Below are 23,957 nucleotides of genomic sequence, written 5' to 3'. Positions count from 1 at the left end.
GATTACTATAATCGTTAGGATATGAGCTGTCCATGATGAGCGAACGAGCCGTCGCCATGTCCTGACAACCCATTGTGTCGAGCAGGCCAGGCAGCCCTGCTTGCAGGCATTGCAAATGAGAATGCTTTGCCTTACGGTGTTGCGGTTCAGGAACCACACCAACGAGCCAATCCCATGCCCTCGACACCTGCCAAGCCGCCTCGACTGACAGGCGAAGCCCTGCGCGCCGGGTATGAGTCCCGATGCGTACTGGACGGCGTCGATCTGGCGGTGGCCGAGAGCAAGCTGACGGTACTGCTCGGCCCGAACGGTAGTGGCAAGTCGACGCTGCTGAAGACGCTTGCTCGAACACTGACACCCAGTGCCGGACGGGTCTGTCTCGACGGCCGGGACATCCACCGCAGCAACACGCGAGAGGTGGCACGGCGCCTGGGCATTCTGCCGCAGGGCCCTTCCGCACCGGAGGGACTAACGGTCAGGCAGCTGGTCGGCATGGGGCGCTTTCCTCACCAGCGGTTGTGGCGACAGGCTGCCGAGCAGGATACCCGCGCCATCCGGGCGGCGATGGCCTATGCCGATGTCACGGACTTTGCCGATCGCAGTGTCGACGCACTCTCCGGCGGCCAGCGCCAGCGCTGCTGGATCGCCATGGTGCTGGCCCAGGAGACCGACCTCATCCTGCTCGACGAGCCCACCACCTTCCTCGACCTCAAGGTCCAGGTCGACCTGCTGGAGCTGCTGGTGCGCTTGGCCCACGAGCGCGGCCGTACCCTGCTAGTGGTACTGCACGACCTCAACCTGGCCGCGGCCTACGCCGACGTCCTGGTGATGATGCGCGACGGCCGCATTCTCCATCAGGGCTCGCCGGTGGAGGTGTTCACCGCCGCCAACCTCAGGCAGGTCTTCGACCTCGATGCCGAGGTAATGCGCGCCCCGAGCACCGGCCGGCCGATCTGCATACCGGCCATGGGGGGTGTCACCGGGGCCACCGTCACCCCGGCCCGGTCCCGGTCCCGTCCGGAGGTCTCGGCATGAGCGTGGTCCAGCGCTTCTGCGCCCGCGAGAGCGCCGCCCTGGGCGACCCCCTGGCGGGCAGCGCCGCCCACGCCGAGCGCAACCTGCTGCTCAGCTGGCCGCGAGCCAAGTGGCGCCGCAGCCTGCGCCAGGCCAGCGATATGCCCGAAACGGTGAACACGCGTCTCGAGGCCATCGCCACTGCCGGTCGACGGGTCAACCTGATCCACCGCCGCGACCAGCCCTCCGACTGCCACCGCCTCTACCTGATGCCGGAGAACCGTCGCTACGAAGTGCCGCGCGATGCCCTGCCGGCCTTCCTCGCGGCCCTTCAGGAGGGCGAATCACTCGCTCGCTGGGAGATCGCCCCGCCGCCGGGCCCGCTGCTGCTGTGCTGCACCCATGGCAAGAAGGACAAGTGCTGCGCCAAGTTCGGTTACGCCACCTACAAAGCCCTGGCCGAGGCCGCGGCGACCCGGCAACTGCCCTTCGAGGTCTGGGAGAGCACCCACCTCGGTGGCTGCCGGCTGGCGGCCAGCGCCGTGGTCTTTCCCGTCCTGCGCAAGTACGGCCGCATCGGTGACGAGGACGTGGTGCCGCTGCTCGAGAGCGAGATGGCGGGGCGTCCCTACCTGCCCTGCTATCGTGGCGACTCGCGGCTCAGCCCGGTACAGCAGTGCGCCCAGGTCGCGGCCTTGGCATGGCTCGCCGAGCAAGGCATCACGGCAGGGGTCCGGGTGTCCTCTCCGCGGGATCCCGACGCGACGCGCTACCGCCTGCTGGCCGAGTGGAGCGCCTCGGGACAACAGGGGCGCCTGGCGGTATCCTGCGTCCAGCGCTGCCTGGAACGCTTCGATACCTGCGCCGACCTCGATGCCGGCTCGCCCGGCACCGCCACCATCTGGGAGGCCACTCACCTCTCGCCACTCGAGGCCTCCCACCCTCAGCCCACGTGTTCTGCCCCTTGCCCGCGCCATGCCTGACGCCTTCTCTCGACGCTTGCGCACCGCGCGAGCCGCCTTCGCCCTGCTGCTGGCCAGCCTGGCCCTGCCCACCTCCGCCGACGGTATCGCCAGTATCGACTGGACCCTGGCCGAGACGCTGATCGCGATGGGCGAGCCCCCCGCCGCCATCGCCCAGGTGAACGATTACCGCAGTTGGGTGGGCGAGCCAAGCCCGCCGCAGGACATCACCGATCTCGGGCTGCGCACCCAGCCCAACCTGGAGCGCCTCGCCGCGCTCTCGCCCGACCGCATCCTGATCTCGCCCATGTTCACTTCTCAGGCGCCCCGCCTTGGGCGACTCGCTCGCGTCGACACCCTGACGCTGTACACCCCCGAGGCCGACACCTGGGCCCAGATGCTCGTCCTGACCCGGGAGCTGGGAGACCTGGTGGAACATCCGGAGGCGGCGGAGGCCTTGATCGCCGCCACCGAGACACGCCTCTCGGAGTTGCGTGACCGACTGCCGGATGAGACCCGGCCATTGCTGGTGGTGCAATTCATGGACGCTCGCCACGCGCGGGTCTTCGGCGAGAACGGCCTCTTCCAGGCGGTACTGGATCGCCTGGGCCTGGAGAACGCCTGGCAAGGCGACACCAACCACTGGGGGTTCTCGCTGGTCGGCCTGGAAGCGCTGCTCGAGCTGGAAGCGCGCCTGGTGGTGGTGGAGCCCTACCCCACCGGAGTCGAAGCCGAGCTGGCCGCCAGCGCCCTGTGGCAGCGACTGCCCAGCGTCCGCGACGGTAGCCTGATCACCCTGCCCCCGGTGTGGAGCTTCGGCGCCCTGCCCTCGGCACGGCGCTTCGCCGAACAGTTGACGCTGGCTCTGGCAGACTCCGCCGCCCCCTGAGGCACGAGCGACGCCGTCTCGCCGGCACCATGATGTCGACCCCGTCGACTCGGCCGTCTCGGTCATACGCCACCGCCTCTCCATCGCAGAGCGCCCTTGGCCGGCCCCATCACAACCGCCGCAACCCCCACATGAAGTAGGCACCGCCGATCAGCGACGCCATCAGCCCCGCCGGAATCTCGTAGGGGAAGATGATCTGGCGGCCCACCCAGTCGGCCAGCACCATCAGCAACATGCCCACCAGCGCCGCCCCCAGCAGGTGCCGACTCGCTCGTGACAGGCCCAGCAGCCTGGCCATGTGCGGCGCCAGTAGCCCGACGAAGGAGAGCGGCCCCACCACCAGGGTGGCGCAGGCCGTGAGCAGGGCCACCAGCAGCAACAGCACCAGGCGCGCCCGGTTCAGGCCGATGCCCAGGGAGCGCGAGGTTGCCGCCCCCAGCGGCAGGATATCCAGCCAACGGGTGAGCGGCAGGGTGCCGAGCGCCAGCAGCGCCGCCAGGGTGCCCACCTGCAGCGCACTGGTGAGATCGACGTAGTAGGTAGACCCCGCCAGCCAGGCGATCACCTGCTGACCCCGCGGATCGCCCCCCGCCAGCATCACGTTGCGCACCGCATCGAACAGCGCGCTGACCGCGACCCCGGTCAGCAGCAGGCGCTCGGGCATGAAGCCGCTCCGGCGGTTGAGTGCCATCAGGATCAACAGGGTGGCGAAGGCTCCCAGGGTTCCCACCCCCACCAGCATCAGGTTGGTGGGCGCCGGCAGCAGGAAGATCCCCAGAATCAAGGCGATGGCGCAGCCTCCGCTGATCCCCAGCACCTCGGGGCTGGCCATGGGGTTGGCGGAGAGCCGCTGCAGCAGCGTGCCGGCCACGGCCAGCATCAGGCCGCTGGCCGCGGCCGCCAGGACACGAGGTAGGCGCCACGGCATGACGCTCCCGTCGTCCGGCGCGAGCCAGGTCCAGCCATTCACCCCCTGCCCCAGCAGCAGCCCCAGCCCCATGGCCAGCAGCAGGCCGATGACCAGGCGCATGGCCAGGCCTCCCGGCGCGGGATGCCGGTTGGCCAGCACCGCGGCCGGCTGCGGCGCCCGGTTGCCCTGCAGCTTCAGGCGCGGAATCAGCCACAGCAGCAACGGCGCCCCCAGGGCACCGGTGACCGCGCCGGTGGGAACCAGCGTCGGCAACAGGCCGGTGAAGTGCTGCAGCAGCAGGTCGGTGGTGGCCAGCAGCACCGCCCCGAGCAGCGTGCCCCACAGCAGGCGCTCGCCGAGGCGCCGCGCCCCGGCCAGGCGCACGATATTGGGGGCGGCCAGCCCGATGAAACCGATGATGCCCACCACACTCACCACCGTGGCGGTGATGAAGACCGCCAGGCCCATCCCGGCGAAGCGCAACGTCTTCAGCGACACCCCGAGGCTCCTGGCGCTGGCGTCGTCCAGTTCCAGCACTGCCAGGGGGCGCAGCAGGAACCAGGCGGCCACCGCGCCGATGGCGAGCCGCGGCCAGAGCGTCGCCACACCGTCCCAGCCGCTCTGCGCCAGCGAGCCGGCCCCCCAGATCAGCAGCCCCGACAGCGCCTCGTGATTGAACAGCAGCAGTGCCGTGGCCAGCGCGCCCAGGTAGAGGTTGACCACCAGGCCGGCCAGTACCACCACGATGGGCGCCAGGCCTCGCCGCCAGGCCAGCACGAACACCAGCCCCACCGCCAGCCCGCCGCCGCCCAGCGCCACCCATTCACGCCCGAACGCCAGCAGCCCAGGCGCCAGCAGCGTCGCGGCCATCAATGCCAGGTTGGCGCCCGAGGCCACCCCCAGGGTGGTGGGCGACGCCAGCGGATTGCGCAGTACCTGCTGCATCAGCACCCCGGCCAGGGCCAGTCCGCCCCCCGCCAGCAGCGCCACCGAAAGCCGCGGCCACCAAGCGTAGTACAGCAGCAGCTCACGGACCTCCTGTAACGACGGTGCCACCAGCACCTTCAGCCCCAGTCCGACACCACCCTGCGTCTGTAGCCCCATCCAGAACAGCGCCAGCAGAGGCAGGCTCAGCAGCAGGCAAGGGCGTGCCGCCGAGCCAGTACGCATCGCCTGTCCCATCATGCCCGCCGGTCCTGTTGCAACCATGCTTCGGCCTTCCGCTGCACCCCGTCGTCAGTCATGCGCCCTACCCTTCTCCCTCGGTGACGTCCCAGCGGGCCAGATTGTAACTGAAAACGATTATCAGTTGAAATTGAAGCACCCCTTCCATGGTGGATAAAAGCAACGATTCTCGTTTACGCTATGCGGATCGACTCCCGCGCAAGGAACCATCATGTTCGAGGTCAAGGGCGCCACCTTCGAGATCCACGGCAAACGCCTGCTCCAGCCCGTGGAGCATCGGTTCGAGGAAGGCAAGGTGTATGGCCTGATCGGCCACAACGGCTCCGGAAAGTCGACACTGATCAAGCTGCTGGCCCAGCAGCAGCCGGCCAGCCAGGGAGCGATCCTGCTCGACAACCGGCCACTGCGCGCCTGGGGCCAGCGTGAGTTCGCCCGCCGGGTCGCCTACCTGCCCCAGCACCTGCCCGGCGCCGAGAACCTGACCGGGCGCGAGCTGATCGGCTTCGGCCGCTACCCGTGGCACGGCCTGCTGGGGCGTCATACCTCCGAGGACCGGGCCGCCGTGGAACGGGCCATCGCGCTCAGCCATACCGAGGCCTTCGCGGATCGGCTGGTGGACACCCTCTCCGGCGGCGAGCGTCAGCGCGTGTGGCTGGCCATGCTGCTGGCCCAGGAGAGCCGCTTCCTGCTGCTCGACGAGCCCCTGGCGGCCCTGGATATCGCGCATCAGGTGGAAGTGCTGGCCCTGATCCGCCAGCTGTGCGACGAGCTGAAGCTGTGCGTGATCATCGTGCTGCACGACATCAACATGGCCTCGCGCTACTGCGACGAGCTGCTCGCGCTGCACAGCGGCCGGGTGCTGGCCCATGGCCCCCCCGGCGAGATGATGACCGATGACACACTCGAGGCCATCTACGGCCTGCCCATGCGGGTGCTGCCCCACCCCGGGGGCGAACACCGTATCGCCGTGGCGCACTAGGACAAACATAACGACGCCGCGGCCATCGGGCCGCGGCGTGTGGATATCGAAACTCGAACAGGATCAGGCCGTGGCGGCCTGATAACGCTGCTCGACGTCGTCCCAGTCGATGACGTTGAAGAAGGCGGCGACATAGTCCGGCCGCTTGTTCTGGTACTTCAGGTAGTAGGCATGCTCCCAGACGTCCAGCCCCAGGATCGGCTTGTTGCCATGCGAGATCGGGCTGTCCTGGTTGAGAGTGTTCTCGACCACCAGCTTGCCGTCAGGTGTCACGCTCAACCAGGCCCAGCCGCTACCGAAGCGACCCAAGGCCGCCTTGGTAAAGGCCTCCTGAAAGGCATCGAAGCCGCCCAACTCGCTGTCGATGGCAGCCGCGACCCGACCCTGCGGCTTGCCGCCGCCATTGGGCGACATCATCTGCCAGAACATCGAGTGATTGGAGTGCCCGCCGCCATTGTTGATGACCGCCTGGCGCTTCTCCTCGGGCACCCGGTCGAGGCTGGCGAGCAGCTCGTCTACCGGCACCTCTTCCAGTCCCGTGCCCTCGAGCGCGGCATTGAGGTTGTTGATGTAGGTCTGGTGGTGCCGGGAGTGGTGAATCTCCATGGTCATCGCATCGATGTGCGGCTCCAGGGCATCGTACTCGTAGGGTAACGCGGGAAGTGTATGCGGCATCTCGACTCCTCCATGAATGACGTGAACGGGGCGATGGCCCCAACCACTCCTCAGGATGGCAAAGCCCCGCCGATCGCGCTAATAATTCCCGTTATCTCTTGTATAGCAAACAGTTATCGAATGTCTCCCGCTCGACGCACACGGGCCGGCCCCTGTGGGCCGGCCCGTGTCTCACCGTGGCGCCAGTGGATCAGAGCTTCTGCTCGAGTTCCGGCAGCGCCTGGAACAGATCGGCGACGAGACCGTAATCGGCCACCTGGAAGATCGGCGCCTCCTCGTCCTTGTTGATCGCCACGATCACCTTGGAGTCCTTCATCCCCGCCAGGTGCTGGATCGCCCCCGAGATGCCCACGGCAATGTAGAGCTCGGGCGCGACGATCTTGCCGGTCTGGCCGACCTGCATGTCGTTGGGCACGAAGCCGGCGTCCACCGCGGCACGCGAGGCGCCGATGGCCGCGCCCAGCTTGTCGGCGATGCCCTCGAGCAGTTGGAAGTTCTCGCCGCTGCCCATGCCGCGGCCGCCGGAGATCACCACCTTGGCGGCCCCCAGCTCGGGGCGGTCGCTCTGGGCGAGCGCTTCCTCGACGAAGGTCGACTGGGTGTTCTCGGCCACGAAGTCGACCGCCTCGACAGCGGCATTGCCCCCTTCGGCCGCCACCGCATCGAAGCCGGTGGTGCGCACGGTGATCACCTTGAGCGGATCGACGCTCTGCACCGTGGCGATGGCGTTGCCGGCGTAGATCGGGCGCTGGAAGGTGTCGGCGCTCTCCACGGCGATGATCTCGGAGAGCTGCGACACGTCCTTCAGGGCGGCGAGGCGCGGCAGCACGTTCTTGCCGGTGGTGGAGGCCGCTGCGAGCACGTGGCCGTAGTCGTCGGCGAGCTCAGCGAGCAGCGCGCTCAGCGGTTCGGCCAGCTGGTGGGCGTAGACGGCGTGGTCGGCGACGCGCACGCGGCTCACACCATCGAGTTTCGCGGCGGTCTCGGCGATGGCGCCGACGCCTTCGCCGGCCACCAGGATATCGATCTCGCCGCCGCTGTCCTTCTGGATCAGCTGCGCCGCCGCCACCACATGGGCGGTGGCGCCGGCCAGGGCGCCGTCGTGATGTTCGGCGAGTACCAGTACGCTCATGAAATCACCTTCGCTTCGTTCTTCAGCTTGTCCACGAGCTCGTCCACCGAGCCCACCTTGATGCCGCCCTGGCGCTCGGGGGGCGGCTCGACCTTGAGCAGCGTGACCTTCGCGGCCACCTCGACGCCGAGCTCGGCCGGGGTCTTGACGTCGAGCGGCTTCTTCTTGGCCTTCATGATGTCGGGCAGCTTGGCGTAGCGCGGCTCGTTGAGGCGCAGGTCGGTGGTGACGATGGCGGGCAGGGTCAGCTCCACGGTCTGCAGGCCGCCGTCGATCTCGCGGGTCACCCGCGCCTTGTCGTTCTCGATGACCACCTCGGAGGCGAAGGTGCCCTGGGGCAGGCCGGTCAGGGCGGCGAGCATCTGGCCGGTCTGGTTGTTGTCGGTGTCGATGGCCTGCTTGCCGAGGATGACCAGCCCCGGCTGCTCGGCTTCCACCACCTTGGCCAGCAGCTTGGCGGCGGCCAGGGACTCGACGCGTTCGTCGGTCTCGACATGCACGGCGCGATCGGCACCCAGCGCCAGGGCGGTACGCAACTGCTCCTGGGCGGCCTTGGGACCGACGGTCACGGCAACCACTTCGGTGGCCACGCCCTTTTCCTTCAGGCGCACCGCCTCTTCCACGGCGATCTCGCAGAAGGGGTTCATGGCCATCTTGACGTTGGTGAGGTCGACGTCGGAGTGATCCGGCTTGACGCGGATCTTGACGTTGTAGTCGATGACGCGTTTGACCGCGACGAGTACTTTCATGGTGTCCTCGCTTGGTTCACTCTAACGAACCGTCTGGTTAGGAACAGACCGACCATGTCGGCTCGGCAGCGAGCGCATCAGCGTCCCCTTAGAACCGGTTGACATGCTCTTATATGTTTCATGCGATCGTTTGATAGGCGCCGCACCAAAAAAACCCAATCAATGTGCCACAGCCGGGGCCATGGCAACAATCCCCCTTCATGCCGGGCCAGGAGCGGCTTTCCCGCACATTGCCCATCGTAGGGGTGACCCGAGTCGTCTATTATGCCTATCATGGAGAATATCGAGAAGCAAACGACCGTTTTAAAACCTTTCGACGTTGGTGAAACCCTGCGTCGACGGCGAGGGAGGTAGAGTGCAGGTGGAACAAGTAGAACGCGACTCCATGGATTTCGACGTGGTCATCGTCGGCGCCGGGCCTGCGGGCCTGTCGGCGGCGTGCCGCCTGATGCAGCAGGCCAGTGAGGCCGGGCAGGAACTGACCGTCTGCGTGGTAGAGAAGGGCTCCGAGGTCGGCGCCCATATCCTCTCCGGTGCGGTCTTAGAACCCCGCGCCCTGCAGGAGCTGTTCCCCGACTGGAAAGAGCGCGGCGCGCCCCTGACCACCCCGGCGATTCGCGACGAGCTCTATCTGCTCAAGGACGCCGAGAAGGCCCAGAAGCTGCCCAACGCCCTGGTGCCCAAGTCGATGCATAACACCGGTGGCGATATCACCCGCTACGTGATCAGCGCCGGCAACCTGTGCCGCTGGCTGGCCGAGCAGGCCGAAGGGCTCGGCGTGGAGATCTTCCCCGGCTTCGCCGCCCAGGAGACGATCATCGAGGATGGCGTGGTCAAGGGCATCCTCATCGGCGATATGGGCGTGGCGGCGGACGGCACGCCCAAGGACAGCCATATGCCGGGCATGGAGCTGCGTGCCAAGTACACCCTGTTCGCCGAGGGCTGCCGCGGCCACCTGGGCAAGCGGTTGATCGAGCGCTTCAAGCTCGACGCGGGCCGCGATCCCCAGCACTATGGCATCGGCCTCAAGGAGCTGTGGGACGTCCCCGACGACAAGCACGAGCCGGGGCTGGTGCTGCACGGCGCCGGCTGGCCGCTGGACAAGTCCACCCACGGTGGCTGGTTCCTCTACCACGCCGAGAACCAGCAGGTGGTGGTGGGGCTGATCATGGACCTCGCCTACCAGAACCCCTGGCTGTCGCCGTTCGACGAATTCCAGCGCATGAAGCACCACCCACTGCTCAAGCAGTACCTGGAAGGCGGCAAGCGCGTCGCCTACGGTGCCCGGGCCATCACCAAGGGCGGCCTCAATTGCCTGCCGAAGATGACCTTCCCCGGTGGCCTGCTGATCGGCTGCGACGCCGGCACCCTCAACTTCGCCAAGATCAAGGGCCTGCACACCGCCATGAAGTCGGGCCTGGTGGCCGCCGAGGCGGTGTTCGAGGCGATCTCCGCGGGTGACGAGGGCGGCCAGGAAGTGACCAGCTTTACCGAGAAGTGGGAGGCCAGCTGGGCCTACGCCGAGCTCAAGGCGAGTGCCAGCTTCGGGCCGGCGATCCACAAGTACGGCACCGTTGGCGGCGGCGCCTACAACTTCCTCGACCAGCTGCTCGGCGGGCGGCTACCCAACGTCCACGACACCACGCCAGACCACGCGGCGCTGAAGCCCGCCAGCGAGTGCGAGAAGATCGAGTATCCCAAGCCCGACGGCAAGCTCTCCTTCGACAAGCCCTCCTCGGTGTTCCTGTCGAACACCAACCACGAGGAGGATCAGCCGTGCCACCTGCGGCTCACGGACCCGGAGCTGCCGATCCGCGACAACCTGCCGACCTACGCCGAGCCGGCGCAGCGCTACTGCCCGGTGGGCGTCTACGAGGTGGTCGAGGACGAGGCGGGCCAGCCGAAGTTCCAGATCAACTTCCAGAACTGCATCCACTGCAAGACCTGCGACATCAAGGATCCCGCCCAGAACATCACCTGGGTAGCGCCGGAGGGCGGCGGCGGGCCGAACTATCCCAATATGTAAGCTAGGGCTTCGGGCTTCGGGCTTCGGGCTTCGGGCTTCGGGCTTCGGGCTTCGGGCTTCGGGCTTCGGGGGCAAGTCTAGCTCACAGCCCGAGGCCCTTAGCTCGCAGCGCGTAGTGCCTCCTGCAGGGCCTCCACCACCCGCTCCTGCTGCTCGGCCTCGAGATAGGGGTGCATCGGCAGGCTGAGGATCTCTTCGCATACCGCCTCGGTGACCGGCAGGTGACAGTCGGGGGTCACCAGCGCCGGCTGACGGTTGAGCGGCAGCGGGTAGTGAACGGCGGTCGGCACCCCGGCTTCGGTCAGACGTGCCTGCACCGCCTCGCGGCGCGGCACGCGAATGCTGTACTGGGCGTAGACGCAGGTATTGCCGGGTGCGACATGAGGCGTGGCGGCAATGCCTGCCTGCCGTAGCTGCTGGTCGTAGCGCTCCGCCACCGCCTGGCGCAGCACCACCTCCTCATCGAAGATCTCCAGCTTGGCCAGGAGAATGGCGGCCTGCAGCGTATCCAGCCGGCTGTTCATGCCGATACGGGTGTGATGGTAGCGACGCGCCTCACCGTGGCGCGCCACGAGACGCACCGCATCGGCGAGTGTGCCGTCGTCGGTGAACAGGGCACCGCCGTCGCCATAGGCGCCGAGCGGCTTGCTGGGAAAGAAGCTGGTACAGGCAATCCGTGACAACCCGCAGGAACGCCGCCCATGGCGGGTGGCGCCAAAGCTCTGGGCGGCATCCTCCACCACGACCAGTCCATGCCGCTGCGCCAGCACCTCGATCGCCTCCATGTCGGCACACTGGCCGAAGATGGAGACCGGCATGATGGCACGGGTCCTGGGCGTGAGCACCGCCTCGAGCCGCTCGGGATCGAGCAGGTAGGTGTGCGGGTCGATATCCACGTAGACTGGCCTGGCGCCGGCCAGGACCACGCTTTCGGCACTGGCGATGAAGGTGAAGCCGGGCACGATCACCTCGTCGCCCGGGCCGATGTCGAGCGCCATCAGCGCGATCTGGAGCGCATCGGTACCGTTGGCGCAGCCGATGCAGTGGGCGACGCCCACGTAATCCGCCAGGCGACGCTCCAGCTCACCCACCTCGGGCCCCATGACATAGCGGCCGTGCTGGAGCACGGCCTGGATCGCGGCGTCCAGCCGGGGCCGGATCCGCGCCTGCTGGGCGGCAAGATCGATAAAGTTCATGGAATGTGACCTCCGCTCAGCCGCGTCCGGCGACGGCGACGGGCCGTGCCGGCACCAGCCGGGCAAGCTGGGGATGCGCCTCACCTTCGCGCGGCGCCCCCGGAGTCGCCTGGCCAAGCTGATAGACGGTCTCGAGGCAGTGGCGAACGGTCTCGATGCCAAAGCCCCGGCCGGCGAGAATCTCGCGATAGCTGACGGTATGCAGGTCGGTAAAACCGCTGGAGAACTCGAACTCCTCGTCGTCGCAGATGATGCTGCGGTAGGTGGAGTGCTGGCCGCGCACCCGCTCCGGCAGATCCTCGGCGTCGATGGAGAGGAACCAGCGTACCCGGGCCTTCTCGTATTCCAGATAGCCGGCCGCCTTGTGCTCGTCGTGGTAGTGCAGCACCTGCTCCTTCAGTTCACCGAAGATCACGTGCAGCATGTCGAAGAAATGAATGCCGATCTCCGCCATGACGCCGAACGACTTGCGCGGATCGCCCTTCCAGCTGGCCAGGTACCAGGGGCCGCGCGCGGTGATGTAGGTCAGCTCGACGTCATACTGGCCATCCCGCTGTTCGGCCAGCACCTTGTCGCGCAACTCGTGGATGGCCGGATGGTGACGCAGTTGCATGATGCTGTAGACACGACGCCCGGTCTCTTTCTCGACGGAGCGCAGTTCCTCGAGCTGCGCCGGCGTCGACACCAGCGGCTTCTCGCAGATGACGTCGCAGCCCAGCTGCAGGCCGGCCGTGATGTGGGCGCTGTGCAGATGGTTGGGGGAGCAGACCACCCAATAGTCGATCGCCCTCTCCCCCTCCCGGCGGAGTCGCCAGGCATGTTCCATGAAATATTCGAACTCGGTGAAGAAGGCGCAGTCGGTCGAAATGGAATCGATGATGCCCACCGAATCGTTGATGTCGTAGGCCGCCACCAGGCCATTGCCCGTCTCCTTGATGGCCTGCATATGGCGAGGCGCGATGTAGCCGGCCGCACCGATCAGCGCAAAATTCATCCGTCGTTCTCCTCGGCTTTCCATATTTCGCATCCATCGCATCATTGTCCCAAGCTTAGTGCCCGACGGCGCAGCCCGCCGCCTGCCGGGTCCTCCCGGGACGTGAACGGCTAGCCGCGGGCCACCGGGCGTGATGGGTCACGGATCCACTCGCTCCAGGAACCGGGATAGAGACGCGGCAAGGGGCGCCCGGCCACGGCATAGGCCAGGACGTTGTGGCAGGCGGTGACGCCGGAGCCACAGTAGGCGATGACCGACCCCGCCACCGGCAGCTCGGCGTCGAGTTCCTCCGGCGACTTGAAGGTGCCGCCCGGGGTCAGGTTGGCGGCGCTCGGCCGGCACCGGGCGCCGGGAATATGCCCCGCCACGGGGTCGATGGGCTCGACCTCGCCGCGAAAGCGTTCGGGGCTGCGTGCATCGACCTTCAGCTCGCGGCCAGAGAAGACCTGGTCGGCCGAGACGCGTGCACGCTCGTCGTAACGCGGTTGCCACGCGGAGGGCGCCGGCAGCGCCTCCGCATCGCCGTCGTCGATCAACGAGAACCCCGCCGCCAGCCAGGCCTCGAGGCCGCCATCCAGCACCCGCACGTCGGGATGACCGGCCCAGCAGGCGAGCATCCACCAGGCCCGGGCCGCGGCGAGCTGCCCCCCCATGTCGTCGTAGACCACCACCGGCTGCCCTGGCGCGATGCCGAGACGCCGCACCGTCGCCGTGAATGCCTCGGGGGACGGCAGCGGGTGCCGGCCGCCCTCCCCGGCCGGTGCCGCCAGGTCGCGGTCGAGATCGAGGTGCAGGCTACCGGGCAGGTGGCCCTCCCGCCACAGTCGCCGGCCCGCCGCCGGGTCGCCCAGCCGGGCGCGGCAGTCGAGAATCCGCGGGGGCTCGGCCCGGTCGAGGGCATCGGCCAGCGCGGTGGCCGTGATCAGTACCTGCGTCATGCCTGGACTCCTTCGAGCAGTTCGATGGGCGCCCGGCGCGCGATCAGACGCCGTCGGCCGGCCTGGCGAAAACGCACCTCGATCACCGGATTGTCCGGGTCGCCCTCCACCACGGCGATCTCGCCCTCGCCGAAGACGGCGTGGCGCAGGCGTCGACCGACGCGGAACTCGACACCGCCGGGTCGTGGCTCGGCGATGCCGCCCACCGTGGGCGACGCCGCGGCCAATGGCAGGGGCCGGCCGAGCGCCGACAGGTAACGCGCGACCAGCTCGGGAGCGGACACCGCGAGCGGCGTGGCATACTCGTCGCCCGAGGCCGCTGCTGTCCCGCCGCCCGAGGCCGCGGCTGTCCCGCCGCCCGAGGCCGCGGCGAGCCGCTCCGAGACCCGCCGGCAATCCTGCCAGGCGGTCTCGGCGATGAAGCGGCTGGGGCGGTGGTCGCCACCGTCGTGCACGATCAGCAGCCGCTCCCGGGCGCGGGTGATGGCCACGTAGAAGAGCCGCCGCTCCTCCTCGAGGCGCCGGGGCGAGAGCGGGTTGTCGCGACTGTAGTGGGGAAAGTCCCCCTCGTTGGCGCCCCCTAGCAGCACCAGCGGCCACTCCAGCCCCTTGGCACCATGCACCGTGGTGATCAAGACCCCATCGTCACGGTTGGCCACCGGCCGTCGCAGCAGCTCGACGAACGCCTCGGTGTCGCTGCCCAGCTCGGCGGCCTGCTCGATCAGTACGTCGAGCAGGCGCACGTCCTCCTCGCCCTTGTCGCGCCGGGCGGCGGCCCGCTTGAGCACCTTCTCGGCCTCGACGCTCTCGACCACGTGCTCGAGCAGCCGGGCCGGCGGCCAGCCGGAAAGCGTCGGCAGCTCACTAAGCAGTGCCCAGCGCCGCTTGAGGGTGCGTCGCTGGTGGGGCTTGAGTCCCTCGAGCAGCGGGTCGTGGCGCTCCGGCCAGCGCTGGGTCTCGGCCAGCCGACTCGCCAGGGCCGTGATCCGCTCCCGGGCCACGAAGGGGGTCGGCTGGGCCAGCAGCAACTGCAGGTGACCCGGGTCCTGCAACAGGCCCGGTGCCCTGGCCAGCATCAGGTAGCCGGCCAGGGCCTGTACCAGCGGCAGGCGGAAGACGAAGCGATCCTCCCGGGCGAGCCGGAACGGCACGCCGGCCTTGAGCAGCGCCAGCTGCAACGGCACCGACAGCGCCCAGCTGCGCACCATCAGGCAGCCCTCGTCGAGCCGTCGCCCCTCCTGTTGCCAGGCCACCAGCGCCTCGAGCAGCCCCCGACCGCCCTGCCCCACCTCGAGCCGCGTCGCCGGATTGCCTGGCGCCGCCAGGCAGAGCTGGTCGGGTCGCCGACGGTTGGCGGCGATGGCGTGGTTGGCGGCCAGGGCCAGGGCATGGCCATGGCGAAAGGTGGTGGAGAGTGGATAGTCGCGGGCTTCGCCGAAGGTGGTGGTGAAGCGCTCGAGCATGGTATCGGGATGGGCGCCGCGCCACTCGTAGATGCACTGGTTGGCGTCGCCCACCGCCATCACCGCGGCGTCGCGGCCGGCGAGCAGCGCCAGCAGGCGCTGCTGGGCCACGTTGATGTCCTGGTACTCGTCGATGATCACGTGGTCGAGGAACCCCTGGACCCGGCGGCGCAGGCCGGCGTCGGCCTCCAGCGCCTCGAGCGGGCGATAGAGCAGGTCCGAATAGCTCATCAACCCCTGCGCGGCGAGGAGTCGCTCGGCGTGGGCGAAGGCCGCGGGAAAGTGGTCGGTCTGCTCGCCGAAGTCGAGCCGTGCGAAGAGCTCGGCGGGGCTGATCATCTCGGCCTTCACCAGCGAGCAGAAGTGCGCCAGCGCCTCGAGGCGCTCGCCGTCCAGCGCCGCCTCCCGGGCCTCGGGGTCGTCCGCCAGCGCCTCCAGGGTCGCCTGGCGCAGCAGCCGCTCCAGCTGCCAGTCGGCGGTGAGCAGCTCCCGCGGCGCCAGCGCACCCCAGCGGGTCAGGCTCCCGGTCAATCGGTGCCCGAGCGAGTGGAAGGTACGCACGTCGGGCAGCGGCTGACCGGCCGGGGCCATGGCCGCGAGGCGGGCCTGGAAGTCCTCGCGGGCCGAGCGGTTGAACATCAGCACCAGGATCCGCGACGGCGGCACGCCCCGGTCGAGCAGGTGGAGCACCCGGGCCACCATGGTGGTGGTCTTGCCGGAGCCGGCTACGGCGGCGACCCGGGCGTGACCCTGGTCATGCTCGACCACGGCTCGCTGTTCGGCGGTCAACTGCATGCCGGCCCGCCGTCGAGACGCTCGTTTTCCTCCAACCGCCCGAGGGGTTGCCAGGCGTCGCCGCTGACCAGGCCCAGCTCCTCGCCTCCCTCCGCCAGCGACCGGCTTTCGGCCAGTTCCACCAGGCGGTAATAGACGTTGCGCCCCAGCCGCGCGGCGAGCCCGAAGCGCACCGGCACTTCGGGCACCGTCTCGCCGCGGGGCGTCTCGCTCAGACACAAGCGATGGGACGCGTCCAGCACCAGGCGATCGCCGACATTGGTGGTGAGCCACCAGTGTCCGTTCGCATCGGGTTCGGCCTCGACGACCAGGAAGGGGCGATCCTCGACCCGAATACGCTGCTTCTCCACCGGGGTCACCAGGTAGTAGGCCCCATCGGCCTCGCGCCTGAGAATCGTGGAGAGCAGCCGCACCAGCCGCGGCCGGGCGATGGGACGCCCCTCGTGGATCCAGCGGCCGTCGGCGGCGATCACCAGGTCCATCTCGCCCTCCTGGACGGGGCACCAGGACGCCACCGGCGGGATCTCGCCCTCCGGATCGATATGGGCCAGCAGCGGATCAAGGTTCATGGCGACGCTCTCCACAGGGTATCCACCAACAGCTTAGATCAGCCCCGCCCGGGCCAGGCCTTCGCGCACCGCCTCCGGGGCCTGAGGCGCCGCGGCACGGAACAGCCGGTAGAAGTTGGCGGTGGTCTGCATGGCCACCTCATCGATGCTGATGCCGCGCTCGGCGGCGATGCACTCGGCGACCTCCACCACCCAGGCCGGTTCATTCGGCTTGCCGCGGTACGGCACCGGGGCGAGATAGGGGCTGTCGGTCTCGATCAGCAGCCGATCCAGCGGCACCCGCCGCGCCACCTCGCGCAGCGCCTCGGCGTTGCGGAAGGTCACGATGCCGGAGAGCGAGATGTAGAAGCCGTGGCGTACCGCCTCGCGGGCCATGTCGAGATCCTCGGTGAAGCAGTGCAGCACGCCGCCCACCGCCGGGTCGGTGTGCTCGCGGATCAGCGCCAGGGTGTCCTCGCGCGCCTCCCGTGTGTGCACGATCACCGGCAGTTCGAGCTCGCGGGCGGCGATCAATTGCCGCCGGAAGCGCTCGAGCTGCACCTCCCGGGCAGGCACCGCCTCCGCGTCCTTGCCTCGCGCGCTGTCGAGATAGTGGTAGTCGAGCCCACACTCGCCGATGGCCACGGCACCATAACGCTCGGCCGTCTCCTTGATTGCCTCGATGTCTGGCTCCTCGGCGACGCGGTGCAGCGGGTGAATGCCGGCGGAGATCGCCACGTCGTCGTGGTCGCGAGCGATGGCGGCGAGGTTCGCCACGTCCTGCAGGGTCACGGCGATGGCCAGGAACTGGCGCACGCCCCGCGCGCGGGCGGCAGCGAGGGTCGCCGCCAGGTCGCCGTCATGGGTCGCGGGGTCGAGGCGGTCGAGATGACAGTGGGAATCGACAAACATGGAATGACATACCCGGTGAGTGAATTCAGCCCGAAGCCCGAAGCCCGAAGCCCGAAGCCCGAAGCCCGAAGCCCGAAGCCCGAAGCCCGAAGCCCGAAGCCCTCAGAGCGTATAGGTGGGCGTACCCTTGTCCAGTTGCCCGGCCAGCAGGCTCTCCATGCGGGCACGGACCGCCTGGTCCTCGGCACTGAAGTGGATGCCGATGCCGGGCACGCGGCGCCCGGCGACCCCTTCCGGAGAGACCCAGACCACCTGGCCGGTGACCGGGACGCGTTCGCTCTCGCCGGGCAGCATCAGCAGCAGGAAGACCTCCTGGCCCAGCTCGTAGCGTTCGCGGGTAGGCACGAAGATGCCCCCTCGCTCCAGCGACGGCATGTAAGCGGAGAGCAGGGTCGGCACATCCTGGATGGTCAGGGAGAGGGCTTTCTGAGCGGCCATGGGGTCACCTTGTGAAATGATCCGTCGTGAATGATCAGGAACGCAGCAGCGCGGACCAGCGCACCAGCCAGGCTTCCAGCACCAACTGCGGATTGGGATTGCCCCCCACGGCGAGCAGGCGGCGCTGCTCCCGGGCGTAGTCGAGCAGGCGGAACCAGTCCTGTACCCGGCCATTCTTGACCGCCTGGCGATAGAGCGGCAACAGGTCGGGGTTACGCAGCTCGTTTCCCTCTCCGGAGAGCCCCAGGCGAATCAGATCCTCCAGCCAGGCGATACCGTACCACAGGATCGCCTCGGTGGACTGCCGCTCAAGCCGTGAGGCCTCGGCCACCGGCTCGGCGCCGCGCACCAGTGCCTCGAAGGTCTCGACGAGCTGCTGGCGCAGGGCGCGGGCGTCCGGCTCGGCCTGAGCCAGGGCCTCCAGCGGCAAGCCACCGGCCACTCGCCACCAGAAGCGAGCCTCCTCCTCGCCACCCAGTCGTTCGGCCAGCCAGGGCATGCAGTCGACCTCGGCCGGTGGGGCCAGGGCCCAGTGCTGGCAGCGCGAGCGGATGGTCGGCAGCATCCGCGAGGGGATATCGGAGAGCAGCAGGAAGAGGGTGCGGTCGCCCGGCTCCTCCAGGCTCTTGAGCAGGGCGTTGGTGGCGGCCACGTTCATGGCCTCCGCCGGAGAGATCACGATCACCCGATACCCGCCCTGCTGGGCGGTCTGACCGACGAAGTCGTTGACCTCGCGGATCGGGCCGATGCGGATCTGCCGCTTGCCCTCCTCGGGCCCGACCCGCAGCAGGTCGGGATGGTAGCCGGCGGCCAGCATGCGACAACCGTGACACCTCCCGCAGGCGGTGTCGCCGGGGCCGGCACAGAGCACCCAACCGATCAGCGCCTCGGCCAGCGACTGCTTGCCGACACCCCGGGAGCCGGAGAGCAGCAGGGCATGGGGCAACCGCTCCTCCCGGGCCAGCCCGACCAGGGCGCGAAAGCGCGGGGTCAACCAGGGCAACGGTGCCACGGCCTCGGGTGTCGTCACCGCCATGCCGCCACCCGCGCCTCGAGTTCGTGGATCAGCTGCGCCTGTACCCCTGGCAGGTCGACGGCGGCATCGATCAGCACTATACGCTCGGGCGCCGAGGCCGCCCGCGCCAGGTAGGCCCGACGCACCGCCTCGAAGAAACTCGCCCGTTCGCGCTCGAAGCGGTCGCGAGCGCCGCCCTCCCGGCCGAGCCGACCGTCCAGACGCCGCTGGGCGGCGTCCATGGGCATGTCGAGCAGCAGGGTCAGGTCGGGCTCGAGGCCACCCTGGACGAAGGCCTCCAGCGCGGCGATGCGTGAGGGCTCGATGCCGCGCCCCCCGCCCTGGTAGGCGAAGGTGGCGTCGGTGAAACGATCGCAGACCACCCAGGCACCCCGCGCCAGCGCCGGTCGAATCACCCGGGCCAGGTGCTGGGCCCGGGCGGCGAACACCAGCAGCAGCTCGGCGTCGGTAGCGAGCGGCTCCTCGCCGTCGGGGTCGAGCAGCAGCGCCCGGATCGCCTCGGCCCGGGGGGTGCCGCCGGGCTCGCGGGTGCGGACCACCTCGAGGCCGCGCGCCTCGAGCCAGTCGGCCACCAGGGCCAGGTTGGTGGACTTGCCCACCCCCTCGCCGCCTTCCAGGGTGATGAAACGTCCGCGCTCGTTCATGTCAGATGCCGCTCCAGAATCAGCGATTGCGGATATACCGGTTCACCGCATTGTTGTGCTCGCGCAGGGTCCGCGAGAAGTGATGGGTGCCGTCACCACGGGAGACGAAATAGAGGGTCTCGCCGGGCAGCGGGTCGACCGCGGCCTCCAGCGAGGCACGTCCGGGCATGGCGATGGGCGTCGGCGGCATGCCGTCGATCATGTAGGTGTTGTAGGGCGTCGCCTCCTGCAGGTCGGCACGGGTGATGCGGCCATCAAAGCGCTCCCCCATGCCGTAGATCACGGTGGGGTCGGTCTGCAGGCGCATGCCGCGCTCCATGCGCCGCTTGAACACCCCGGCGATCTCGCGGCGCTCCTCGGGGGCGCCGGTCTCGCGCTCGATCAGCGAGGCCATGATCAGTGCCTCGTAGGGCGAGTCGATGGTCAGGTCGTCGTCGCGCTCTTCCCACACCTGTTCGAGGATGGTCTCCATGCGGGTCAGCGCCTGGCGCAGGATATCCAGGTCGCTCATGCCCTTGTGGTAGCGATAGGTATCGGGAAAGAACCACCCTTCGGGATGCTGCCCCTCGCGCTCGAGCAGTGCCATCACCTCCTCGTCGGAGAGCCCGGCGGTGCGGTTGTCGAGCTTGGGCGCCTGATCGAGCAGTTCGCGCATCTGGCGGAAGGTCCAGCCCTCGGGAAAGGTCAACGGGTAGGTGACCACCCGGTCGCTGCCGAGCAGGGCGATCATCTCGCGGCCGCTCATCCCCGGCTCGAGCAGGTACTCGCCGGCGCGCAGGCGGGGAATCGATTCGGGCTCGAGCCGGGTGAGCAGGCGGAAGGCCCAGTCGTCGGCGATGATACCGCGATCGGCCAGGTCGGCCACCACGCGATTGTAGCCGGCACCGCGGGGCACTTCGTAGAGGGTCGGCTCGTCCACGGCGATCGGCGCCGCGAGCCTGGACTCCCAGTAGCGATGGCCGGCGAACAGGGCCACCCCGGCCAGAACGGCCAGTACCAGCAGGATCTTCACCACACGCAACATGCACTTCCTCGTTCAGTCAGGCTCCCGGTGCACGCCTTGCGCTCAAGCGGGAAGCGGATAGCCCAGCAGGGCGTGGGCCTCGGCCTGCAACCCCCGATGCTCGGCGGTGATCGTCCAGCGGGCGAGCTCCCGACCCCGGGCGTCATCGAGCCGGGCCACCGGCCACAGGCCCTGCACCGAATTGCCGAGCCACAGCGCTTCGACGCCGGTCAGCACCGTGGGGCCGGCCTCGACCTCGCGGATCGGCAGGCGCGCCATCAGGGCCTCGCGCAGGGTACCCGCCACGCCGCAACGGTCGAGCCGCGGTGTCTCCAGCCGCCCCTCGCGCCGCCAGAAGAGGTTCATGCAGGTCGCCTCCACCAGCCGCCCCTCGCCGTCGCAGAGCAGCCCTTCCGCCGTTTCGGGGTCCGACCACTCGGCCCGGGCCAGGACGTTCTCCAGGCGATTGAGGTGCTTGATACCGGCGAGCGCCGGCTGGATGCCCAGGCGCAGCCGGCAGTGGCGTACCCGCACGCCGCTCTCCCAGTGCCCGGGCAACGGGACGAAGGGCACGAGCTGCCAGCGCAGCCGCGGCTCGGGCCTCGCCGGGGGCAGATACCCCCGACCCCCGCTGCCCCGGGTCAGGATCAGCTTGAGCACCGCCAGCCCCCGACCGGCCTCGGCCAGCGGACGCTCCAGTTCGGCACGCGCCGGCACCGGAATGCCGAGCACCCGGCACCCGCGGGCGAGGCGCGCCAGGTGCTCGTCCCACAACCGAGGCGCGCCGTCGCGCAGCAACACGGTTTCGAACAGCCCGTCGCCATAGGCGGCCCCGCGATCATCCAGCGGCCAGCCACCCGGGATCACGGACGCGCCCATCACACCTTCGAGAAGACCAGGGTACCGTTGGTGCCACCGAAACCGAAGGAGTTCGACAGCGCCACCTCGACCTTCCTCTCGCGGGCGGTGTGCGGTACGTAGTCCAGATCGCAGCCATCCTGGGGGTTATCCAGGTTGATGGTCGGCGGCACTACCTGGTCGCGGATCGCCAGCACGCTGAACACCGCTTCCACCGCGCCGGCCGCGCCGAGCAGGTGGCCGATCATCGACTTGGTCGAGCTGACCGCCACGGAGCCGGCGGCTTCACCCATCACCTGCCTCACCGCCCGACTCTCGGCCAGGTCACCGGCCGGCGTCGAGGTGCCGTGAGCATTGATGTAGTCGATCACCGCGGGGTCGAGACCGGCGTCGCGGATGGCGTTGCCCATGGACAGGGCCGCACCCCGGCCATCCTCGGGGGGCAACGTCATGTGATAGGCGTCGTCGCTCATGCCGAAACCGACCAGCTCGGCATAGATGGTCGCCCCCCGGTCTCTGGCATGTTCGTACGCCTCCAGCACCATGACACCGGCCCCGTCGGAGAGCACGAAGCCATCGCGGTCCCGGTCCCAGGGGCGGCTGGCGGCCGCCGGGTCGTCGTTGCGGGTGGAGAGCGCCCGGGCGGCGGAGAAGCCACCGAGGCCCAGCGGCGTGGTGGCCATCTCGGCACCGCCGCAGATCATCACGTCGGCGTCGCCGTAGGCGATGGTACGCGCGCTGTAGCCGATGTTGTGGGTACCGGTGGTGCAGGCGGTGGTGATGGCGATGTTGGGGCCACGGAAGCCGTGCTGGATCGCCAGGTTGCCCGAGATCATGTTGATGATCGAGCCGGGCACGAAGAACGGCGAGATCCGCCGCGCTCCGCTCTTGAGCAGGGCATTGTGATTGTGCTCGATCATCGGCAGCCCACCGATACCGGAGCCGATCGCCACTCCGATGCGACCGGCATTCTCCTCGGTACACTCGATCCCGGCATCCGCAATCGCCTGGGTGCCGGCCGCCACGCCGTACTGGATGAACAGGTCCATCTTGCGGGCGTCCTTGGGATTGAGATAGGGGCTGATATCGAACCCCTTCACCGAACCGCCGAAGCGGGTATTGAAGCCGCTGACATCGAAGTGCTCGATGGGGGCGATCCCGCTCTTGCCGGCCACGATGTTCGACCAGCTCTCTTCCACGGTATTCCCCACCGGCGTGACCAGGCCTAGCCCGGTCACCACAACCCTTCTACGAGCCATCAGCTTTCCTCCAGAATCCTTGGTGACGCGACCCCCGATGACCGGAGGGGGGGTCGCCATTGCGCGCATTATACCCGAGTCTCTCCGCCCTGTGCTGCCATGACAAGTGCTGCCATGACACGAGGTCGGAGTGGAGGGGTACGGATATGCAAAAGCCGCCCTGAGGTCAGAGCGGCTTTCGTGGGAGGCCATGCCTCCGGCGCATCAACAAGCGGTATCGACCGCCACCGGCTTACTGGTGGGCGTTGACGTAGTCGATGGCTTCCTGAACGGTGGTGATCTTCTCGGCTTCCTCGTCGGGAATTTCGGTGTCGAACTCCTCTTCAAGCGCCATGACCAGCTCGACGGTATCCAGGGAATCGGCTCCCAGATCCTCGGTGAAGGAAGAGGAGTTCTGGATGTCTTCTTCCTTGACGTTCAGGCGCTCGGCCACAACCTTCTTCACGCGCTCTTCAATGGTGCTCATTATGACGTACTCCAGTCGTTCACGTTAGCCGTTCTGATAACCAGCCGTTTCAAAACCGCAAGCCAAAAGCTGCGGGGTAGTTTATAGACGCCCTCGGGCCGGCGCAACCGCCGAACCACGCGGCCGTCAACGCATGTTCATGCCGCCATTCACGTGCAGGGTCTCACCGGTGATATAGCCCGCGGTCTCGCCGGTGAGAAAGCCCACCGCCGCCGCGATCTCTTCGGGCTGCCCGAGGCGTGCCAGGGGAATCTGGCCGAGCAGCAACTTGTGCTGTTCCTCCGGTAACGCCTCGGTCATGTCGGTGGCGATGAAGCCCGGCGCCACCGCGTTGACGGTGATGGCACGGGACGCCACCTCACGGGCCAGCGCCCGGGTGAACCCCTCCATGCCGGCCTTGGCCGCAGCATAGTTGGTCTGCCCGAGGTTACCCATGGTGGCCACCACCGAGCTGATGCAGACGATGCGACCGAAGCGCGCCCTGGTCATGCCACGCAGGCATGCTTTGCTGACGCGATAGACCGACTTGAGGTTGGTGTCGATCACCGAATCCCACTCGTCCTCCTTCATGCGCATCAGCAGATTGTCACGGGTGATGCCGGCATTGTTGACCAGGATGGTCGGTGCCCCGAACTCATCGCCGATCGCCTTGACCAGTGCATCGACGCTGGCCTGATCGGTGACATCCAGCTTGCGACCGGCACCCTCGATCCCCTGCCCCTTGAGATCGGCATCGATGCGCTCGGCTCCGGCCTCGCTGGTCGCAGTACCGATCACGATGCGACCCTGGCGACCCAACTCGTGGGCGATGGCCCGGCCGATACCACGGCTCGCGCCGGTGACCAGGGCAACTCTACGCTCGCTTGTCATGGTGATTCCGCCTTCA

At 68.4% G+C, this 23,957-nt stretch carries 23 protein-coding genes; 5 read left to right on the top strand and 18 right to left on the bottom strand.

All coding sequences use genetic code 11. The features are described 5' to 3' along the window. Nucleotides 1-174 precede the first annotated feature (174 nt). Genes AC5W54_RS03205 through AC5W54_RS03195 form a run of 3 tightly spaced genes read left to right on the top strand, consistent with a single transcriptional unit; the run spans nucleotide 175 to nucleotide 2,865 of the window. On the top strand, nucleotides 175-1,035 hold the full coding sequence (locus AC5W54_RS03205) for an ABC transporter ATP-binding protein (protein ID WP_495960618.1): 861 nt from the start codon (nucleotides 175-177) through the stop codon (nucleotides 1,033-1,035). After that, entirely contained in the window at nucleotides 1,032-1,997 is a 966-nt protein-coding gene (locus AC5W54_RS03200; protein ID WP_495960617.1) for a ferredoxin family protein, read from the top strand. The genes AC5W54_RS03205 and AC5W54_RS03200 overlap by 4 nt, the downstream gene beginning before the upstream one ends. Then, nucleotides 1,990-2,865, top strand: coding sequence for an iron-siderophore ABC transporter substrate-binding protein (locus AC5W54_RS03195; protein WP_495960616.1), 876 nt, complete (start codon nucleotides 1,990-1,992; stop codon nucleotides 2,863-2,865). Before AC5W54_RS03200 ends, AC5W54_RS03195 begins: the two co-directional genes overlap by 8 nt. Nucleotides 2,866-2,974: 109 nt before the next feature. Here the strand turns inward: AC5W54_RS03195 and fhuB are convergent, their stop codons facing one another. Continuing rightward, nucleotides 2,975-4,984, bottom strand: a complete 2,010-nt coding sequence (gene fhuB, locus AC5W54_RS03190) for a Fe(3+)-hydroxamate ABC transporter permease FhuB (protein ID WP_495960615.1) — start codon at nucleotides 4,982-4,984, stop codon at nucleotides 2,975-2,977. A gap of 187 nt (nucleotides 4,985-5,171) precedes the next feature. Between fhuB and AC5W54_RS03185 the strand changes: the two genes are divergently transcribed. Beyond that, on the top strand, nucleotides 5,172-5,939 hold the full coding sequence (locus AC5W54_RS03185) for an ATP-binding cassette domain-containing protein (RefSeq protein WP_495960614.1): 768 nt from the start codon (nucleotides 5,172-5,174) through the stop codon (nucleotides 5,937-5,939). A gap of 63 nt (nucleotides 5,940-6,002) precedes the next feature. On the opposite strand, the gene AC5W54_RS03180 is transcribed toward AC5W54_RS03185, so the two are convergent. The 3 genes from AC5W54_RS03180 to AC5W54_RS03170 all read right to left on the bottom strand — a co-directional run bounded on the left by AC5W54_RS03180 (nucleotide 6,003) and on the right by AC5W54_RS03170 (nucleotide 8,495). Next, nucleotides 6,003-6,614, bottom strand: coding sequence for a superoxide dismutase (locus tag AC5W54_RS03180; protein ID WP_495960613.1), 612 nt, complete (start codon nucleotides 6,612-6,614; stop codon nucleotides 6,003-6,005). Between the two features lie 190 nt (nucleotides 6,615-6,804). Beyond that, nucleotides 6,805-7,746 carry an electron transfer flavoprotein subunit alpha/FixB family protein gene (locus tag AC5W54_RS03175; protein ID WP_495960612.1) on the bottom strand — a complete coding sequence of 314 codons (942 nt, stop codon included), beginning with the start codon at nucleotides 7,744-7,746 and terminating at the stop codon, nucleotides 6,805-6,807. Next, nucleotides 7,743-8,495, bottom strand: coding sequence for an electron transfer flavoprotein subunit beta/FixA family protein (locus tag AC5W54_RS03170; protein WP_495960611.1), 753 nt, complete (start codon nucleotides 8,493-8,495; stop codon nucleotides 7,743-7,745). The genes AC5W54_RS03175 and AC5W54_RS03170 overlap by 4 nt, the downstream gene beginning before the upstream one ends. A 361-nt stretch (nucleotides 8,496-8,856) precedes the next feature. Here AC5W54_RS03170 and AC5W54_RS03165 point away from each other — a divergent pair, with 361 nt between their 5' ends. Further along, nucleotides 8,857-10,521, top strand: a complete 1,665-nt coding sequence (locus tag AC5W54_RS03165; protein WP_495960610.1) for an electron transfer flavoprotein-ubiquinone oxidoreductase — start codon at nucleotides 8,857-8,859, stop codon at nucleotides 10,519-10,521. Between the two features lie 98 nt (nucleotides 10,522-10,619). Here AC5W54_RS03165 and AC5W54_RS03160 read toward each other — a convergent pair whose 3' ends face one another. The 14 genes from AC5W54_RS03160 to fabG all read right to left on the bottom strand — a co-directional run bounded on the left by AC5W54_RS03160 (nucleotide 10,620) and on the right by fabG (nucleotide 23,941). Next, nucleotides 10,620-11,717 carry a DegT/DnrJ/EryC1/StrS family aminotransferase gene (locus AC5W54_RS03160; protein WP_495960609.1) on the bottom strand — a complete coding sequence of 366 codons (1,098 nt, stop codon included), beginning with the start codon at nucleotides 11,715-11,717 and terminating at the stop codon, nucleotides 10,620-10,622. Nucleotides 11,718-11,733: 16 nt separating this feature from the next. Continuing rightward, entirely contained in the window at nucleotides 11,734-12,711 is a 978-nt protein-coding gene (locus tag AC5W54_RS03155) for a Gfo/Idh/MocA family oxidoreductase (RefSeq protein ID WP_495960608.1), read from the bottom strand. 110 nt (nucleotides 12,712-12,821) lie between these two features. Next, nucleotides 12,822-13,649 carry a sulfurtransferase gene (locus tag AC5W54_RS03150; RefSeq protein ID WP_495960607.1) on the bottom strand — a complete coding sequence of 276 codons (828 nt, stop codon included), beginning with the start codon at nucleotides 13,647-13,649 and terminating at the stop codon, nucleotides 12,822-12,824. Next, the gene (locus AC5W54_RS03145; RefSeq protein ID WP_495960606.1) at nucleotides 13,646-15,907 is read right to left on the bottom strand and encodes an ATP-dependent helicase; all 2,262 of its coding nucleotides are present in this window, start codon (nucleotides 15,905-15,907) and stop codon (nucleotides 13,646-13,648) included. Before AC5W54_RS03145 ends, AC5W54_RS03150 begins: the two co-directional genes overlap by 4 nt. Further along, the gene (locus AC5W54_RS03140; RefSeq protein WP_495960605.1) at nucleotides 15,898-16,476 is read right to left on the bottom strand and encodes a DUF1285 domain-containing protein; all 579 of its coding nucleotides are present in this window, start codon (nucleotides 16,474-16,476) and stop codon (nucleotides 15,898-15,900) included. Before AC5W54_RS03140 ends, AC5W54_RS03145 begins: the two co-directional genes overlap by 10 nt. 33 nt (nucleotides 16,477-16,509) lie before the next feature. After that, nucleotides 16,510-17,367, bottom strand: coding sequence for a TatD family hydrolase (locus AC5W54_RS03135; protein ID WP_495960604.1), 858 nt, complete (start codon nucleotides 17,365-17,367; stop codon nucleotides 16,510-16,512). Between the two features lie 102 nt (nucleotides 17,368-17,469). Continuing rightward, on the bottom strand, nucleotides 17,470-17,805 hold the full coding sequence (locus AC5W54_RS03130) for a PilZ domain-containing protein (protein ID WP_102629181.1): 336 nt from the start codon (nucleotides 17,803-17,805) through the stop codon (nucleotides 17,470-17,472). A gap of 34 nt (nucleotides 17,806-17,839) precedes the next feature. Continuing rightward, on the bottom strand, nucleotides 17,840-18,841 hold the full coding sequence (locus AC5W54_RS03125; protein ID WP_495960603.1) for a DNA polymerase III subunit delta': 1,002 nt from the start codon (nucleotides 18,839-18,841) through the stop codon (nucleotides 17,840-17,842). Continuing rightward, nucleotides 18,832-19,485 (bottom strand): dTMP kinase, encoded by a 654-nt coding sequence (gene tmk / locus AC5W54_RS03120; protein WP_495960602.1) that lies wholly within the window; start codon nucleotides 19,483-19,485, stop codon nucleotides 18,832-18,834. The genes AC5W54_RS03125 and tmk overlap by 10 nt, the downstream gene beginning before the upstream one ends. A gap of 19 nt (nucleotides 19,486-19,504) precedes the next feature. Beyond that, on the bottom strand, nucleotides 19,505-20,509 hold the full coding sequence (mltG, locus tag AC5W54_RS03115) for an endolytic transglycosylase MltG (protein WP_495960601.1): 1,005 nt from the start codon (nucleotides 20,507-20,509) through the stop codon (nucleotides 19,505-19,507). Between the two features lie 42 nt (nucleotides 20,510-20,551). Then, on the bottom strand, nucleotides 20,552-21,367 hold the full coding sequence (gene pabC, locus AC5W54_RS03110; protein WP_495960600.1) for an aminodeoxychorismate lyase: 816 nt from the start codon (nucleotides 21,365-21,367) through the stop codon (nucleotides 20,552-20,554). Then, on the bottom strand, nucleotides 21,367-22,605 hold the full coding sequence (fabF, locus tag AC5W54_RS03105) for a beta-ketoacyl-ACP synthase II (RefSeq protein ID WP_495960599.1): 1,239 nt from the start codon (nucleotides 22,603-22,605) through the stop codon (nucleotides 21,367-21,369). The genes pabC and fabF overlap by 1 nt, the downstream gene beginning before the upstream one ends. A 232-nt stretch (nucleotides 22,606-22,837) precedes the next feature. Beyond that, entirely contained in the window at nucleotides 22,838-23,071 is a 234-nt protein-coding gene (gene acpP, locus AC5W54_RS03100; RefSeq protein WP_008956801.1) for an acyl carrier protein, read from the bottom strand. 126 nt (nucleotides 23,072-23,197) lie between these two features. After that, the gene (fabG, locus tag AC5W54_RS03095) at nucleotides 23,198-23,941 is read right to left on the bottom strand and encodes a 3-oxoacyl-ACP reductase FabG (RefSeq protein ID WP_495960598.1); all 744 of its coding nucleotides are present in this window, start codon (nucleotides 23,939-23,941) and stop codon (nucleotides 23,198-23,200) included. Between the last annotated feature and the right edge of the window lie 16 nt (nucleotides 23,942-23,957).

The organism is Halomonas sp. LMYGS-3, assembly GCF_059509875.1.
This window is presented reverse-complemented; position numbering and strand designations above follow the sequence as displayed.